Genomic DNA, 13,392 nt, shown 5'->3' with positions numbered 1-13,392 from the left:
CGACGACCATGCGCTTGCCGTCGAACTTCGGGTCGACGCCAGGAATGGCGCTTTCGCCGGATGCTGGAAGAAGCCGCAGTCGGTTACGTGCTCGCCGTTCCGAAGTCCCAGCCGGTGCCCCGCTTAGGTCGGATCGACTATCTCTTCAGCCAGGCACCGGATGAGGCATGGGAGCAACGTTCGTGCGGCGATGGCGCCAAGGGCCCGCGTGTTTATGACTGGGCGGCCGTCCAGCTCCCGGTGATCGAGGACTTCGACGGCGAACGGCCCACCCATCACCGCTGGGCGCTGGCCCGGCGCAGCATCAGCAGACCCGACCAGATCGCCTACTACCTCGCGTACGCGCCCGTGGGCACCAACGTTGACCGGCTCGTGCGCGTTGCCGGGCGCCGGTGGGCGATCGAGGAATGCTTCCAGGCCGCGAAGAACGAGTGCGGCCTGGACCAGTACGAAGTCCGCCGCTACGTCGGCTGGATGAGGCACATCACCCTGGCCATGCTCGCGTATGCCTTTCTCTCGACCACGGCGGCACAGGCGGCGGCAAAAGGGGGTGTAGAAACGGTTCCACCGTGGTTCCGCTCACCGTGGCAGAAGTCCGCCGGCTCCTGGCAACTGGCCCCGCACACCGGCCCCGCCCGCCACTTCGCAACCATGCGCTGAAATGGTCACGATGGCGGCGAAGGCGTCAGGCCGTGGCCCGGCATTGTCACTACCGACGACGATGTCATTCGTTGGAGGGGCGGTCCGGCAAGACCGCCCCTGACGTGCCAGCAGCCAACTACACTCCCGACGACGCCTCTGACCAGGCGAGATAGCGAACCGCTGCTCGAGTACTAGGCGACGTGGTGGCGGCGCTGATCCGGCGTACCGACCCCGATGCGACGCTCGTCTACCGCTCGCCTTACGAGCCGGCCGTGTTCTTCGAGCTCGCCGAACGCAACTACGCGATCACGGTGACGACCGCAGCGGGCGAGGACGCGGTCACCGCGGCCCGCGTCGCGGTGACCGCCCGCGAGCGCGACCTAGGGCCGGGAGTGCGATGGGCCCTGAAGACGGGTACACCGCCCTTCCCCATGCCGCTCTCGTCGCAGAGCACGAGGATTCGCTGAGGCCGTTCTTCCGGCACGGGCCGCCCCCTCACAGCCCGACGTGAGCGCCGAGCTCACGACGGAACCGCTTGTCGATGAAGTAGCAGAGGTCGTAGGCGCTGTAGTGGATCCGGCCGGTGTGCATACCCGGACGGAGCCGGGCTGCCAGCTCGTCGAGCAGCTCGGCGAGGACCACGGCCCGGGTTGCTGACAGGACCACCTCTTCAGCCCCGATGTGACGCTCGGGCGGGAACTGCCGCTCGGCGGGGGTCCACGGTGCGGGGCCAGCGGCGAACGCCTGGGCCCACGCCGCTGCCTGGTCCTCCATATTCTTGGGCTGTTGCTGCCCACCGTCCGAGGACGAAAGCCAGGTGAGGTGACGCGCCGAGTCGATGCCCTCCTGATGCTCGCGCCAGACGGGGGCCGAGTGGCCTGGAGGAGGGAGAGTGCGTCGGAAGCGGCGACCGATGCCTCCATTGTCACGGAGAAGTCCACGTTGGCCTTCAGCTCCTCCGGAGTCGGGATAGCTTCCGCCGCCCGCCACGTGGCTGCACGCAGTTCCTCCAGCCGTGCCGACAGCTCCGGCAGGGCACTGACAGACCGTGAGACAGGGGCGATCCACGGCTCGGTCCCTGGCACATACGGACTGGATCCAGCTGCGCCAAGGGGAGCGCGCAGTGCGTCGGCGGCCTCGTGGGCGAGCGCGCTCAGCCATCCGGCCTCGGGACCGATGGTCACCGGAGGCCGCCCCGGGGCCAGCCGGTACGCCAGCTCTTTCAGCGCGGAGACGGTCTGCCAGTGCCGGGACGCGGTGGTCATGACGCAGGCGGCGGGCTGGAGCTGTTCCTCCACGAGGTAACCGGGGTCAGCATCCAACCGAGCCGACCAGTCCTCGACGGCCTCGCGGAAGCCGAGCGGCCAGTCCTCTCCCCGCGCGCGGCGTGTGATCAGGTGGCGGGCCGGATCAGAGGGCTGCCCCAGTCCCGGTTCCTCGCGGTCAGCAGCCAGCAGGCAGTCCTCCAGCGCCTGCCAGGCGGCTCGGCGCTCGGCCTGCCATCCGAACCGGGGGTGTTGGTCCTCCCTCCGCCATGTGGGACTCTCTTGCGACCACAGCAGCCGTGCCGCCGCCGAATACAACTGCTCATAGGCGGCGGCCGGGCTCGTCTGGTCTTGTGTCATGTGTCTCTCCTCAGCCGCTTCCAGGCTGTCTGGTGATCTTGGCTTGTCCTGTCACATGCTTGCTGCTTGCCGGCCGCGAGTCCATCGCATACGCGGCCCGGGCGGAACGGCTGGTGAGCCGTGCCGGCTGAGCACCGCACGGCTCGTCCCCGCCGGAGCAGAAAGCGAGAGGGGTTCGGTGGAACCGAACCGCGGGACCGGCGATGGTGGCGCGAGGTGCTTTCAGGGCCATCGCATTCCACCCCGTCGGTGCCGTTCGGCATGGAGGCCGCGACGGATGGGCCGTCCTACGCCGCCCGTGGCGCCGGAGCTTCGCGATCATCCAGGGCAGGCCCAGGACCCGAAAGAGGTGTGTGCGGTGGCGCCGCCCATGGAGTCGTTGTAGAGCGGTCCGGCCGGTCCGTTGATGACGCTGAGGGAGATTGCCGGTTCCTCGGCAAGAGCGGCGGCGGAGGAACGCGGCGAGTTGCTCGGGCGTGGTGGTGAGGAGTTCGCGGGTGGCGCGGGATCCAGCTGGGGCCGCGAGAGGCCTCGGACCGGTCGAAGTCGCCCCAGACCTTGTCGATGGCGTGCACGATGGCGTCGGTACAGACCAGGCGGCGCTCTCGGTGGCTGCCCAGTGGTGCTCCCGCTGGCGGTTGTAGAGGTTGAAGTGCGGCGACTGCGGCGCACTGGTCTGGAGCTGGGTGGTGGCCGCTCGCACCCGATCGCTGATCTCGTGCTCGGGCCAGGTCTGCTGAAGTTGGGTGACGGCGGCGACGGTGGCGTCGAGCGCGGCGCGGTCGGCATCGAAGGCGCGCAGGACATCCGCCCGATCGATGCCGGGAGGGTCAGTGCCCGCTGCGGGGGCTTCTGGCCGTTCGCCGTGCAAGGTCAGGGTGATTCTGGGGGCGGTGGCTGCTGGTGGCCGCGAACGACTGCAGGGCTTGCTCGGCGGCGTCGGGGGTGGCGCTCCAGCCGCGCACACAAAGACCGTCGTCGCGCTGCGCGGTCAGGGCGCCGTCGCTGTGCCACGTCGCTGCCCAGGTACCGCCCGGCCGGTCGAGGAGTCCTGCCCCGCAATCGACAAGTACATTTGCTCCTTCCAACGATGGCTGCCCGACCACCTGGCAGGCATCGCCGATCCCGAAGACCTGAAGACGATCAAGCTCTTCGCGACCTGGCGCGTCCTTCCCCACTTGCGGGAACGAGCCGATCGCAGTCGGATCACACCGAGCGTCCGCGGCTTCGCAGCCGAGCAGATCACCTGCGCGACGGCCTTCCTGCAGTGGCTCAGCGCCCGGAACACTACCCTCGCGTCCTTGGGCCAGCTCGACATCGACGCCTGGTTCGCCGAGAACGCCGAACGCGGCCGCACCTCCCTGAGGCCCTTCCTCAAGTGGGCCATGCAGAGCCGCCCCTGCCCACGCTCCCTCTTCATCCCCGCACTGAGGATCTCCCGGCGGCCCGCCCTGAGCGAGATCGAACGCTTGGCCGCGCTCGGCCGACTGCTGACCGACACAAACGCACCGATGCGCCTCCGCGTCGCCGGGATCATCGTCCTCCTCTACGCCCAACCCCTCACCCGGATCGTCCAGTTGACGGTCGACGACGTGCTCCACGACGGAGAGGCCACGCTTCTGCGACTCGGGGAGCCCCCCTCGCCCGTCCCCACGCCGGTCACGGCCCTGCTGCTGGCGTACATCGCGGACCGCAGCAACATGAACACCGCCACCAACCAGGCATCCCACTGGCTCTTCCCCGGCCGCCGAGCCGGCCAGCCAGCCCGCCCCGACCGCCTGTCCACACTCCTGGGCGAGATCAGCATCCCAGTCGCCGCCCGCGGCGCCGCCATCCGACAACAGCTCCTCGAACTGCCCGCCCCCGTCGTCGCGGACGCCCTCGGCTACCACGACAAGACCACCAGCCGACTCCTCCGAGAGACCAGCGGAACCTGGAACCGATACGCCGCTGGCAATCACAGCCGGTCACCGGCGGGCTGGGCTCCTCGAGGAACCCTCGACGGTTGATTACGCGAGCCCACCAGTACCGAGGCCGTGATCAGAACATGGCCCACGCGTCGCCTGGCAGGTAGTGGAAAGCGTCGTCCATGGCGTCGGCAGGCAGGAAGACCGGGCGCGTGAGCAGCCGATCGCCGGCCCGCTGGACGCACAGCACCACCCCGAGAGTGAGCGATCCGGCCTCCGCCCCGGGCAGGTAGAACAACTCCGTTCGGGTCTCCGCACTGTCCGCGCGGTCGAACAGCCACTGCTCCAGCTCGGAGGGAACCTTGCCGACCAGCGGCTCCCCGTCTGCAGGAACCTGAGGCCCCCGCAGGGCATCGACCGATATGCCGCACAGGCTCTCACCGGCTGAGAAGTAGAGCTTCAGACCCATCTTGGGGTAGGCGTGGCATGCGATGTTCCAGTGCGAGTAGTGCTGGCGCCCGGTCGCATGGGATCCGCCGAGCGCGGAAGCCGCCGCGTCTGAGCTCATTCCGAACCGCAACGGCCCCACGCTCACGAACGGATCGAAGGTCCACTGCTGTCGCTCGCGGTCCGGCAAGACATCCCACAAACTCATGAACCGCAGCCTACGACGGACCATCCGTCCCAGATTAAGGCCTCCCGGCCTCGCGTCACCGCACGGCCAGATGATCAGTCGGCGGTCACACCCGGTCACCAGCGGGTGGGGTTCCTCGGGGAATTGGCGACAGTTGTATACGCGAGCCCACCAGTACAGAGGCCGACGTAGCCGGATCGGCCCTCTCAGGCGTGTTCAGCCTGGCCGTAAGGCCAGTCCTTGTGCCGAGCCGCGCGACCCACAAGAGTGTCGGTGGAACTGTCCACGGCGCCTCATCACCGGCCCGCTCTGCGCAGCGCAGGCGGCACGCCGTGGCCTTCTGGGACGGAGAGGGATGGGGACGCGTGGCGAAACGTCACCGCGATCGCGTCACCGGTGGCAGCGCACGGTGTTCGGTGTGGCCATTCGCATGCGTGGCGCCCCGCCGCAGGCGGCACGGCGGGAACGCCACGAACACGGCCGACAGGCTACCCCAGCCGCCAGAGCTGGAATCCCAGAACTTGCGTACGGGCACGGCGGTCATCGGAACGCTACCTAGGGGATTTGAGCGCTCCACCGGAGGTTTCGGCCTGATCGCGGGCGGCGGCACTCCAGTACCGGCCAACGCCCAGTGAAAGTAGCCGAGTTATCGGTTGCCGCGATGCGGGCCGAGCCGGGCAGGGGCAGGGTGGACCCAGTTTCCAGTAGCTGCAGAAGGTAGTCGGCATCGTCGGGGTGGCTCATCACGCAGGTGATCTCGGTGACCGTCCAGGCGACTCGGTTCACGAGTTCCATGCCCTTGGCATTGGGGATGCGCTCGGTGAGCGGGCCGGTCTCGTAGTCGTCGGTCGGCTGCGCGGCAATTCATCCGCTTCGCCCGCTCGCAGCACCTCATCCTGGTCGACCCGACACGGACTCTGACCATGAAGGAGCCGAACGACTTCCGCAGCAGGACTCTCGCCCTCGACCAGCAGCGCGAGCTCTTCCGCCGCTCGACCACCGGCGAACGTGTCCACCCGCACGAGGTTCTGATGGGCATGCTTGCCGTGCTGCATGGTGCCTCCAGTTCCGAGGTGCGGATGTTGCAGATCACGGACGTCGACTCGGTGGCCCAGACCGTCAATCTTGGCAAGCGACTCCACCCTGTTCCATTGGACCCCGCCTCCTGGACTGTGTTGCAGCGCTGCCTGTCCCACCGTGAGGCATGGCTGACTGCCAACCCGATGGTCACCAAAGGAACCAGAGCCGGGCGAAGCCCGGACTCAACTGCCTGTCTCTCACACACCCCTGACGGCTGCGGATACCCGCCCCGGATGATCCGCAGCACCCGCCTCCTCGACTTGGTGAACGCCATGGACCCCAAGCTCGTCACCGCCTTCGGCGTGGACCCGCAGGCCACTCTGATCTATCTCGCCGACCGCGTCGATCCCGGACGACTGCCAACCCTGCCGAAAAACGCTGGCGCAACACCACGCAGAACGTGAGGATCAACAACCGGTGTCCAGCACTCAGCGGAGGGGAACCGGCATGGTCGGTCGGGTGGAAGTGCAGCAGGTGGACGAGGAGGGCCTCAAAGAACTCCTCGCGGTGGCCGTCGAGGATGCAGCACCCGAAGAGGTCATGCCTCCCTTGGCCGGTCCACCAGGATGGACGACGGAACGACAGGAAGCCTTCCGGAACTGGCACCGGGCTCGACGCCTCGGACTTGTCGGCCCTCTCCGCGAGTCCACATTCGCGATCACCCACAACGGGAAGGTCGTGGGATCAGCCCGTTTGGCTCTCCGCGACAGCCATGACGTACTCGAAGCCGGCATGTGGCTCGGCCGTTCATATCGCGGACGCGGAATCGGTACCTCCACTCTCCGAGTCCTCCTCGACGAAGCCGTGAGAGCCGGCGCACGGGCCGTAGTCGCGGACACCAAAAGTCACAACACGGCGGCCCTTGGCGCCTTGCGCCGCAATGGCGCAAGGCTCATCGCACGCCAGGACACTGTCGAAATCCACGCTGAGCTGATGCCGAAGGAGATGCTGCCGCCTTCGCCCTCCACCGCGAACTCGTGAGCTTCGGCAGCACCTGGCACGGGTTCGCCGGAACATGTGCGCTTTGCCGAAGGACTCGGTGGAGGCGATAGCGACGCTGTTCTTCTCCTCCCGCTCGGTCAGCACCTGGAACAGCAGCTCGGCGCCGTGCCGGTCGAGTCCCATGTAGCCGAGCTCGTCGATGCAGAGCAGGTCGACACGGCGGTAGCGGGCGATGATCTTGTTCAGCTGCTCCTCGTCGGCCGCCTCGACCAGCTCGTTCACCAGCTTGGTGGCCAGCGTGTAGCGGACAAGGTAGCCCTTCATCGCGGCCTCGAGCCCAGTGCGATGAGCATATGGGACTTGCCGATGCCGGAAGTCGCCGATCAGGCAGAGCGGCCTGCTCTTCTTGATCCACTCGCAGCTGGCGAGGGTGTGGATGGTGGCGGGGTCGATGTTGGGATTGGCGTCGAAGTCGAACGCCAGCAGGGACTTCTCCCGCAGGAAGCCTGCCGCCTTGCGCCGCCGTTCCGCGCGGCGCCGGGCCTGGTGGTCGCACTCGGCCACCAGTAGCTCGGCGAGGAAGCCGCGGTAGGTCATCTGATCAGCTGGCGAGAGCAGCACAAGAGGAGCTGGTGAAGGCACACCCGCGGCCCGTCCCCCGCCGGCCGGGGCAGAGGGGGAACGGCGACGTGATGCGGTGACACGGCAGGGCGGCATCGCGGTAAGAAGGCGCGGGCCGGGGTCATGGCTGAGTGGGGCTTTTGCGCGGCGGGTGGCATACCGGGCAGCGTTTGCCGGTGCCACCGCGCCGGGAGCGCTGATCGGGCGTGGCTTTCCAGAGTCCCGGACAGCCCGGCTTCGAGCAGGCCCACCGGCACAGTTTGGTGGAGCTCGGCCTCAGCTCCTTCGCGGTCAGGTCCGGTTCGTCGATCACTTCGACAAGCTCGCCGGCGAGGGCAGGGTGCACGTCCTGGAGGGATTTGCCGGGCCTGGGGCGCACTCTGCCGGCAATGGTGCGTCGGCGAGCGCATCGGGGGCATCCGCTCGACTGGCCCGTGCGGCGGTTTGGAGGGGCTGGGTACTCGAAGCGGCAGTGCGGTTCAGGGCACCGCCACTGACATGTCTTGTTCGACGTGGGGAGCAGGTCGAACGCGGTCCAGCCGGGGTGGCCGACAACCTCGATGAGTTCGTCGGCCATCGTCTGATTGACTTCGGCGAGTGATTCCCCGGGGCCGGGCCTGCTGTTTGCCGCGCCTACCCGTGCGTGACCGCACTGGCTACAGCCGCGGCCGGCAAGCGCCCGGCTGTTCAGTACAGCCTTCCATTCGTAGCCGCAGTCCGGCTTCCGGCACCGCCACAGACACACGTCGTTACAGCCGGGCGGCATCCGATCAGGGCCCTTGCCGGGGTTAGTGAGGTTCGCGACGAACTCCTCCTCAAGGTGCGGCGCCACGTCCACCGCCGACACCTCGGGGCCGGCCACGGCCCTCTCCCACAGCTGTGCCCCCTTCGTGAGCGCCGCTGTGACCTCGGCCGGTGTGAGCTGTCGCCAGGAAAGGCCGCGGCGTCTCAGTACGACACCGACCGCCTCCGCCCAGTCTTCGGGGTTCACCCCCGGCCCGGCCTCAGGGTGGGCCAGGCCGGGCACCGGGACGGGCGGCAGCCCACGGCTTCGGATGCGTTCCACGTCGAGTCCGGCGGCGAGCGCTGCCGCGGTCTTCGCGGTGTCACGCTCCAGGCATCCTGGCCTGTTGTGGGTCCATTCCGGGTCCAGGTCGATGAGCAGGCCCGGTGCCGGCTCGGGCAGGCACAGATCGAAGCGGTCCTCTCTACGCTCCGGCAGGCGGAGGCGGTGGTCCAGTTCCACGCTGAGCCCGGATGCGGCCTCGACGAGCATGGCGACGTTGCACTCGAACGGGGAGCGGCCATGGCCGGTGCAGTCCGGGCAACCGCGTCTATTGGTGCGGTTGGCGAGTGTCGCCGGCCAGAAATGCCCTTGAGCGCACTCCCACTCGCACAGGTCATGGGACTGCGGGCGCAGGGTGTCCGGGCCACGGTCGGGACGGCTGAGGTTGCGGCGGAACTGCCGTGCCAGCGCAGGATTCAGCTCAGCGAGCGATTCTCCCGGGCCGGGAGCCCGATTGCGGCGCTTCCAGCACTCAGGGCACCCCGAGGGTTTGACGCTACGGGTGCGAAACTGCAACCGGGCGGGCCACTGGTGACCGCATCCTTCCGCCGAGCAGCGCCACTGGCACCGGTCCGTGGAAGACAACCGCATGTCCTCCAGCGCCATACCAGGGCTGGACAGGTTGGACACGAACTCGGCCTTCAGCTGAGCCCGAACTGCAGCCACCTCGGGAGCACTTCGCCGTTTACCCATGACGGAGATCCTGACAGCCGCCACTGACAACGGCCATCCACGGGCCCGGCTTGTGCTGCCGGGCACCGCACAGCGGCCCGGCCAACTCTCACCCTCTGTGGGCACCCCTCATCGCCGCCCTCGAGTAGCCCTCCCCGCCAACGAGCCCCCCAACGCTGAATGACACACCTAGGAAGATGGACGCCGCGCACGACGACCCCAGCTCCATCGCAGCGTTGCTCCGGGCAAGGTACAAGCGACCTCTGCCCTCCAGCTCAACGAGCTGACCGGACCCGAGCACGGGTTGGTGGAGCTGCCGCTGCACATCGCGTGGTCCAGACTGCACACCCCCGATCTCGACCTGCCGCGGCCGCGCATGAGCCTCTACAAAACGCTGCTCGCCGAAGGCATGCGTGACGACCTATCCCGTTTCCTCAACAGAGGCATGGTGCTTGAGCTTTGGCTAGTGCTCCACAGGCTCATCAGCAGGGCCAGCAAGGACGTCTGGGAGGAGGCATTCCCCGAGCTGCATCCATGATCACCTTCCGGCGCACTCCCCCAACACCCCGCAATAGGCGTCTCACTGCAACTGCGGCGATCTCACCTAACCTGTAGCACCGCAGGTCAAACGCTCTGAACAGGGTCCAGAACCGTCGCAATCCATCTGTGGCACCGCTGGTCACCGAAACCACGGTGAGCCTTCACACCCACGAGGTGTCCAGCTCGGGGAACGCGTGGCCTCCCGGCCGGTTGGGGTGCGCCATCGCTTGCTTGTAGTTGAGCCACGACCAAGCGTCGATGAGCAGTTCACGCAGGTGCCTCACGGCTGCCTCCAGGCGTGCAGGGCCCCGCGCCCGCAGCCAGCTTAGAGGCAGCGTGTGATCACGGCGCCGACTCGGCGTCTGCCGCGGCGGCCTTCTCCCGTTCCGCGTCCTCGATGTCGAGGCGCCGCATCAGGAAGCTGGCGAACGCCAACATCTCGTCGGCCTCGTCACGGTCGTCCTTCGCATCCGGCCCGTGACTCCGAGGGTTTCGCAGTGCGAGCATCGCGCCTTTGAACAGAAGTTGCATTCCATTCTGCTCGCTTTCCAGCGAGCCTCCCGTGGACCGAGTCACTGTGATCTTCGGTGCGGGCTTGCCGAGCGCAAAGCCCATCAGCCTTTCGCCGATCTCATGGACGCCGACCAGCGTCTGCACACGGTGCTCCACCGCCTGAAACGCAGCCCTCACCGCATCGTTGTAGGAGCCACGGTCGTACCTCTCGGCGGCGACCTCCGCAATTAGAGGATGGAGTGTGCAGGTGACAGCCATGCTCGTCGGCGGCACAGCGACGGGGCCGGAATCGGCCAGTGCTGATACGAGGTGCTCGCGAAGGGCAACGATCTCGGTGGCGTGCGGTAGAGCCGGGCGTTTGGAGAACGGCAGCATCTCGGTGACCGTCCGAGCTGGCCCGACCACCTGCTTGCGGATCCGCCAGTAGTCGTCCAAGCGGCTCACGCCGGCGAACGGCCGGATGCCTCGGTCATAACACAACGTCCAGTGCATCGTGTCACAGTTGCGGCTTCCTCCACGGAAGCAGGGCTCGGACAGGGCAATCGAAGCGGCCATGAAGGGGACCCTCGGGGACACCAGCTTTGCGTCAACCGCCGCAAAGCTCATGTCTTCGGGGTCCAGCGTTGGCAGGCCCCCGGGCTCCGACGGCCGGAAGCGGGGCTCGTTCCTGGCCGCCGTCCGCACCATCAGGAGGAAGGCACCAATCGCAGGACCGGTATCGGCACAGTTCGCGGCACCCGCGATAGTCAAGGACAGTTCTTGATTGCCTTGCGGCACGCGCGAGAGATCTGGGTCCAGCCCTCGCAGCAAGGCCGGACATAGCTGCCCTGCGGCCTCTTCGAAATCGACGCCTCCCGCGTACAGGGCCCGATCGACGTCATCGAAAGTCGGCCACCGAAGTTCCTGAGAGAAGAACCGCCAGATCTCACTAAGGAGGATGCGGCCTTTGGCTCCCGTGGGACGCGGCATCCCCTTCGGCAGGTTGGGTCGACCGATCACGTACTGCCCCCCAGCGTCCGCCCCTGAACGATGAACGCAGGTTACTACTGCGACAGCCCTGCTACGGAGTCGTCGGCGCAGCCATGCATCCACATTGCCTGACGGAGGCCTCGTTGCTCCGAGTCAAGCAGGTTGTCCCACGCGGCCTGGCACTGCGCCTCGTCGGGTGTCTTGCCTGCGGCCCGCAGGCTCTCCCGGGCGGTGCGCCCCGCCTTCTCTGAGGTATCCAGACGGGCCTGCGCTGAGGCTTTGATCCTGTCCGAGGTGGGCGCGGCGGGCGCCGAGCTGCAGCCGGGTCGCAGCAGGACAACCCCGATCACGGCGGCTAGGGCCGCCGCTCTGCCCTCGATCGACATGGCCCGGCAGGCCAGCAGCCGTTGCCGTTTCAGTCGCACCTGATTGGCCGGGACATGAAGCTGACTGGTGAGCCAGACCGGCCAGAGGGCCCCGGCGGCGTGAGCCGGCTTCGCCCGGGTCCGGCGGAGACGACCACTCCCCGCTCCAAGACTCACGTCGTACCCCTTGACGGTGCGCGACCGTTTAAGCCCAATCACCCCACATACGCGGTTGAAGGCTGGATAGAGCCCCCCCCCCGTATTCGCTCGACTTCAAAGGGGGGTCCCTTTTGCGCGCTCGCCTTGCCGCCTCAGCCATGGCCATCGCCGTCGCGGGCGTCTTCTTCAGCGCACCGGCCGCGTCCGCGGCGACGCTGCCGTCCTCCAACACCTCCCACCACTGCGTCCACCACACCACCGGGGGTATGCGGCTGGACGCACGGCAAGAAGCCCAGCGACAAGTACGAGACCGCGAAGTGCAAGGACGCCTCGCTCTCCTACTCACGGCACTCCCAGGGCACCTGCTCCCACCACCACGGCGTCCGCTACTGGCTCAAGTAACCCCCACCGCCACCGCGGGGCCTCCTCCTGCTGAGGCAGGAAGAGGCCCCGCCTGCATGCAGCCCCCGCCACGGCACACCTGACGGCCCACCTCACCGGACAACGAGACCCGGCAGGACGTGGAGGGTTCGCAACGCCGCGTTCGCCCGCACAGTACGCGCGGCCAGCGCCGTGGTCATCGATCCCTGAATGGCTCGCAACACGACCACCGGGGACTCACCGCGTTCCCGTTCCACGTCTTCATCGATCACTGGAGTTCGCAGGTTGCTACAGGCCAGCAACTAGCCGCTGGCGTGGACCGCCACGAACGGTCGTCGCGATGGGAGTCGGTCCTGGAAGTCGCCGCCCGTACGAGAAGTGCACTCTTTCGATTAGCTGTTCGCGACAAGCGTGGTCATTACGATTTGCACGAGGCGATGCGCGAGCGGACGGGTTGAACCGGAATCCTTACTGTGCGCCAACGTACAGGAAACATCCCCTGCGTACCCTGGCATTTCCGCCGCCCAAGCGGAGCCAACCTCCCCTCTTCGCGCGGGCCTGTGTCGGCCGTGGGGAACCCTGTGACAAGATCCGCTGGCATGTCATCTGTCATGTCGTCTGCCATGCCTTCGTTGCCTTCGTCGCCCACGGCCCCCTCAAGAACCGGTCGCCGTCTGCTGGTCGCCCTACTCGCCCTGCTCGCGACAGCAGGCTCCACCGTGGCCGAGGCCGGCACGCCGTCCGGCCCTGCACCCGGCGCCGCGGTGAGAGCGGCCGAACCCGCGACGCCCGACCGCCCCAGCTACGACGTGAAGCTGCGCGCCGACGCCGACGCCTCCCACTGGACGGGCCGGCAGACGGTGTCCTTCCGCAACGCCTCCAGTCAGCCCCTGCGTGAGGTGTACATACGCCTGTGGGGCAATGGCGAGGACGGCTGCGGGACATCCGGAAGACCATCCCCCGTCCGCGTCTCCCACGTGCGCGGCGGCACTCCGGGCCGCCCCGGCGTGAAATGCACGGCGATGCGCATCGCTCTGCCCAGGCCGCTCGCACGCGGTGAGCGGACAGCCGTCTCCTTCGACGTCGCCCTCACCGTGCCCGCACGCAACAACCGCTTCGGCCGCGAAGGCGCGTTCCGCTTCCTGGGCAACGCGCTGCCGGTCCTCGCCGTGCACGACGCGAGGGGGTGGCACCTCGATCCGTATGTGTCGTACGGCGAGAGCTTCTACACCCTGGCGAGCGACTTCCGGGTGCGCCTCGACCACCCGTCCGCCCT

Annotated in this window: 12 protein-coding genes and 3 pseudogenes; 8 read left to right on the top strand and 7 right to left on the bottom strand. The window is 67.8% G+C overall.

Annotated elements, in window-relative coordinates; translation table 11 throughout:
* Positions 1–60: 60 nt before the first annotated feature.
* Both ACFVIU_RS35465 and ACFVIU_RS35460 read left to right on the top strand, forming a co-directional pair.
* The gene (locus ACFVIU_RS35465; RefSeq protein ID WP_385847662.1) at positions 61–660 is read left to right on the top strand and encodes a hypothetical protein; all 600 of its coding nucleotides are present in this window, start codon (positions 61–63) and stop codon (positions 658–660) included.
* Between the two features lie 185 nt (positions 661–845).
* Complete coding sequence (locus ACFVIU_RS35460; RefSeq protein WP_385847661.1) at positions 846–1,109, top strand: hypothetical protein; 264 nt, start codon at positions 846–848, stop codon at positions 1,107–1,109.
* A gap of 28 nt (positions 1,110–1,137) precedes the next feature.
* Here the strand turns inward: ACFVIU_RS35460 and ACFVIU_RS35455 are convergent, their stop codons facing one another.
* Positions 1,138–1,416: a hypothetical protein gene (locus ACFVIU_RS35455; RefSeq protein WP_385847660.1), complete on the bottom strand. Its 279-nt coding sequence runs from the start codon at positions 1,414–1,416 to the stop codon at positions 1,138–1,140.
* Between the two features lie 2,152 nt (positions 1,417–3,568).
* On the opposite strand from ACFVIU_RS35455, the gene ACFVIU_RS35450 reads away from it, so the two are divergent.
* The gene (locus ACFVIU_RS35450) at positions 3,569–4,276 is read left to right on the top strand and encodes a hypothetical protein (RefSeq protein ID WP_385847658.1); all 708 of its coding nucleotides are present in this window, start codon (positions 3,569–3,571) and stop codon (positions 4,274–4,276) included.
* 31 nt (positions 4,277–4,307) lie between these two features.
* Here the strand turns inward: ACFVIU_RS35450 and ACFVIU_RS35445 are convergent, their stop codons facing one another.
* Positions 4,308–4,829 carry a hypothetical protein gene (locus ACFVIU_RS35445; RefSeq protein ID WP_385847657.1) on the bottom strand — a complete coding sequence of 174 codons (522 nt, stop codon included), beginning with the start codon at positions 4,827–4,829 and terminating at the stop codon, positions 4,308–4,310.
* 902 nt (positions 4,830–5,731) lie between these two features.
* Between ACFVIU_RS35445 and ACFVIU_RS35440 the strand changes: the two genes are divergently transcribed.
* Both ACFVIU_RS35440 and ACFVIU_RS35435 read left to right on the top strand, forming a co-directional pair.
* Entirely contained in the window at positions 5,732–6,292 is a 561-nt protein-coding gene (locus tag ACFVIU_RS35440) for a hypothetical protein (RefSeq protein ID WP_385847656.1), read from the top strand.
* Between the two features lie 43 nt (positions 6,293–6,335).
* Positions 6,336–6,719, top strand: a pseudogene (locus ACFVIU_RS35435) (GNAT family N-acetyltransferase); the annotation flags it as partial.
* Here the strand turns inward: ACFVIU_RS35435 and ACFVIU_RS35430 are convergent.
* The 3 genes and pseudogenes from ACFVIU_RS35430 to ACFVIU_RS35420 form a co-directional block, all read right to left on the bottom strand.
* Positions 6,636–7,427, bottom strand: a complete 792-nt coding sequence (locus ACFVIU_RS35430) for an ATP-binding protein (protein ID WP_385847654.1) — start codon at positions 7,425–7,427, stop codon at positions 6,636–6,638. The pseudogene ACFVIU_RS35435 and the gene ACFVIU_RS35430 sit on opposite strands and share 84 nt — an antisense overlap.
* Positions 7,428–7,572: 145 nt before the next feature.
* Positions 7,573–8,727 carry a zinc-ribbon domain-containing protein gene (locus ACFVIU_RS35425; protein WP_385847722.1) on the bottom strand — a complete coding sequence of 385 codons (1,155 nt, stop codon included), beginning with the start codon at positions 8,725–8,727 and terminating at the stop codon, positions 7,573–7,575.
* A 51-nt stretch (positions 8,728–8,778) separates the two neighbouring features.
* Positions 8,779–9,210 (bottom strand): annotated as a pseudogene (locus tag ACFVIU_RS35420) (zinc-ribbon domain-containing protein); the annotation flags it as partial.
* Positions 9,211–9,496: 286 nt separating this feature from the next.
* Here ACFVIU_RS35420 and ACFVIU_RS35415 point away from each other — a divergent pair.
* Positions 9,497–9,727, top strand: a complete 231-nt coding sequence (locus ACFVIU_RS35415; RefSeq protein ID WP_385847653.1) for a transcriptional regulator — start codon at positions 9,497–9,499, stop codon at positions 9,725–9,727.
* A 163-nt stretch (positions 9,728–9,890) separates the two neighbouring features.
* On the opposite strand, the gene ACFVIU_RS35410 is transcribed toward ACFVIU_RS35415, so the two are convergent.
* Together ACFVIU_RS35410 and ACFVIU_RS35405 are read right to left on the bottom strand one after the other, a co-directional pair.
* Positions 9,891–10,013, bottom strand: a complete 123-nt coding sequence (locus ACFVIU_RS35410; protein ID WP_385847652.1) for a hypothetical protein — start codon at positions 10,011–10,013, stop codon at positions 9,891–9,893.
* Positions 10,014–10,071: 58 nt separating this feature from the next.
* Positions 10,072–11,241, bottom strand: a complete 1,170-nt coding sequence (locus ACFVIU_RS35405; protein ID WP_385847650.1) for a TIGR02391 family protein — start codon at positions 11,239–11,241, stop codon at positions 10,072–10,074.
* Positions 11,242–11,651: 410 nt separating this feature from the next.
* On the opposite strand from ACFVIU_RS35405, the gene ACFVIU_RS35400 reads away from it, so the two are divergent.
* Entirely contained in the window at positions 11,652–12,137 is a 486-nt protein-coding gene (locus ACFVIU_RS35400) for a DUF3761 domain-containing protein (protein ID WP_385847649.1), read from the top strand.
* 602 nt (positions 12,138–12,739) lie between these two features.
* A pseudogene (locus tag ACFVIU_RS35395) lies at positions 12,740–13,392 on the top strand (M1 family peptidase); the annotation flags it as partial.

The organism is Streptomyces sp. NPDC127190 (assembly GCF_042672505.1).
Classification (GTDB): domain Bacteria; phylum Actinomycetota; class Actinomycetes; order Streptomycetales; family Streptomycetaceae; genus Streptomyces.
The sequence above is the reverse complement of the archived record's forward strand: the minus strand, read 5'-3'. Positions and strand labels throughout refer to the sequence as shown.

Coding starts and splice junctions, on each gene's coding strand:
- ACFVIU_RS35465 (WP_385847662.1), top strand. CDS start 61: ATGCTGGAAGAAGCCGCAGTCGGTTACGTGCTCGCCGTTCCGAAGTCC.
- ACFVIU_RS35455 (WP_385847660.1), bottom strand. CDS start 1,416: ATGGAGGACCAGGCAGCGGCGTGGGCCCAGGCGTTCGCCGCTGGCCCC.
- ACFVIU_RS35445 (WP_385847657.1), bottom strand. CDS start 4,829: ATGAGTTTGTGGGATGTCTTGCCGGACCGCGAGCGACAGCAGTGGACC.
- ACFVIU_RS35440 (WP_385847656.1), top strand. CDS start 5,732: ATGAAGGAGCCGAACGACTTCCGCAGCAGGACTCTCGCCCTCGACCAG.
- ACFVIU_RS35430 (WP_385847654.1), bottom strand. CDS start 7,427: ATGACCTACCGCGGCTTCCTCGCCGAGCTACTGGTGGCCGAGTGCGAC.
- ACFVIU_RS35425 (WP_385847722.1), bottom strand. CDS start 8,727: ATGCTCGTCGAGGCCGCATCCGGGCTCAGCGTGGAACTGGACCACCGC.
- ACFVIU_RS35400 (WP_385847649.1), top strand. CDS start 11,652: ATGAAGCTGACTGGTGAGCCAGACCGGCCAGAGGGCCCCGGCGGCGTG.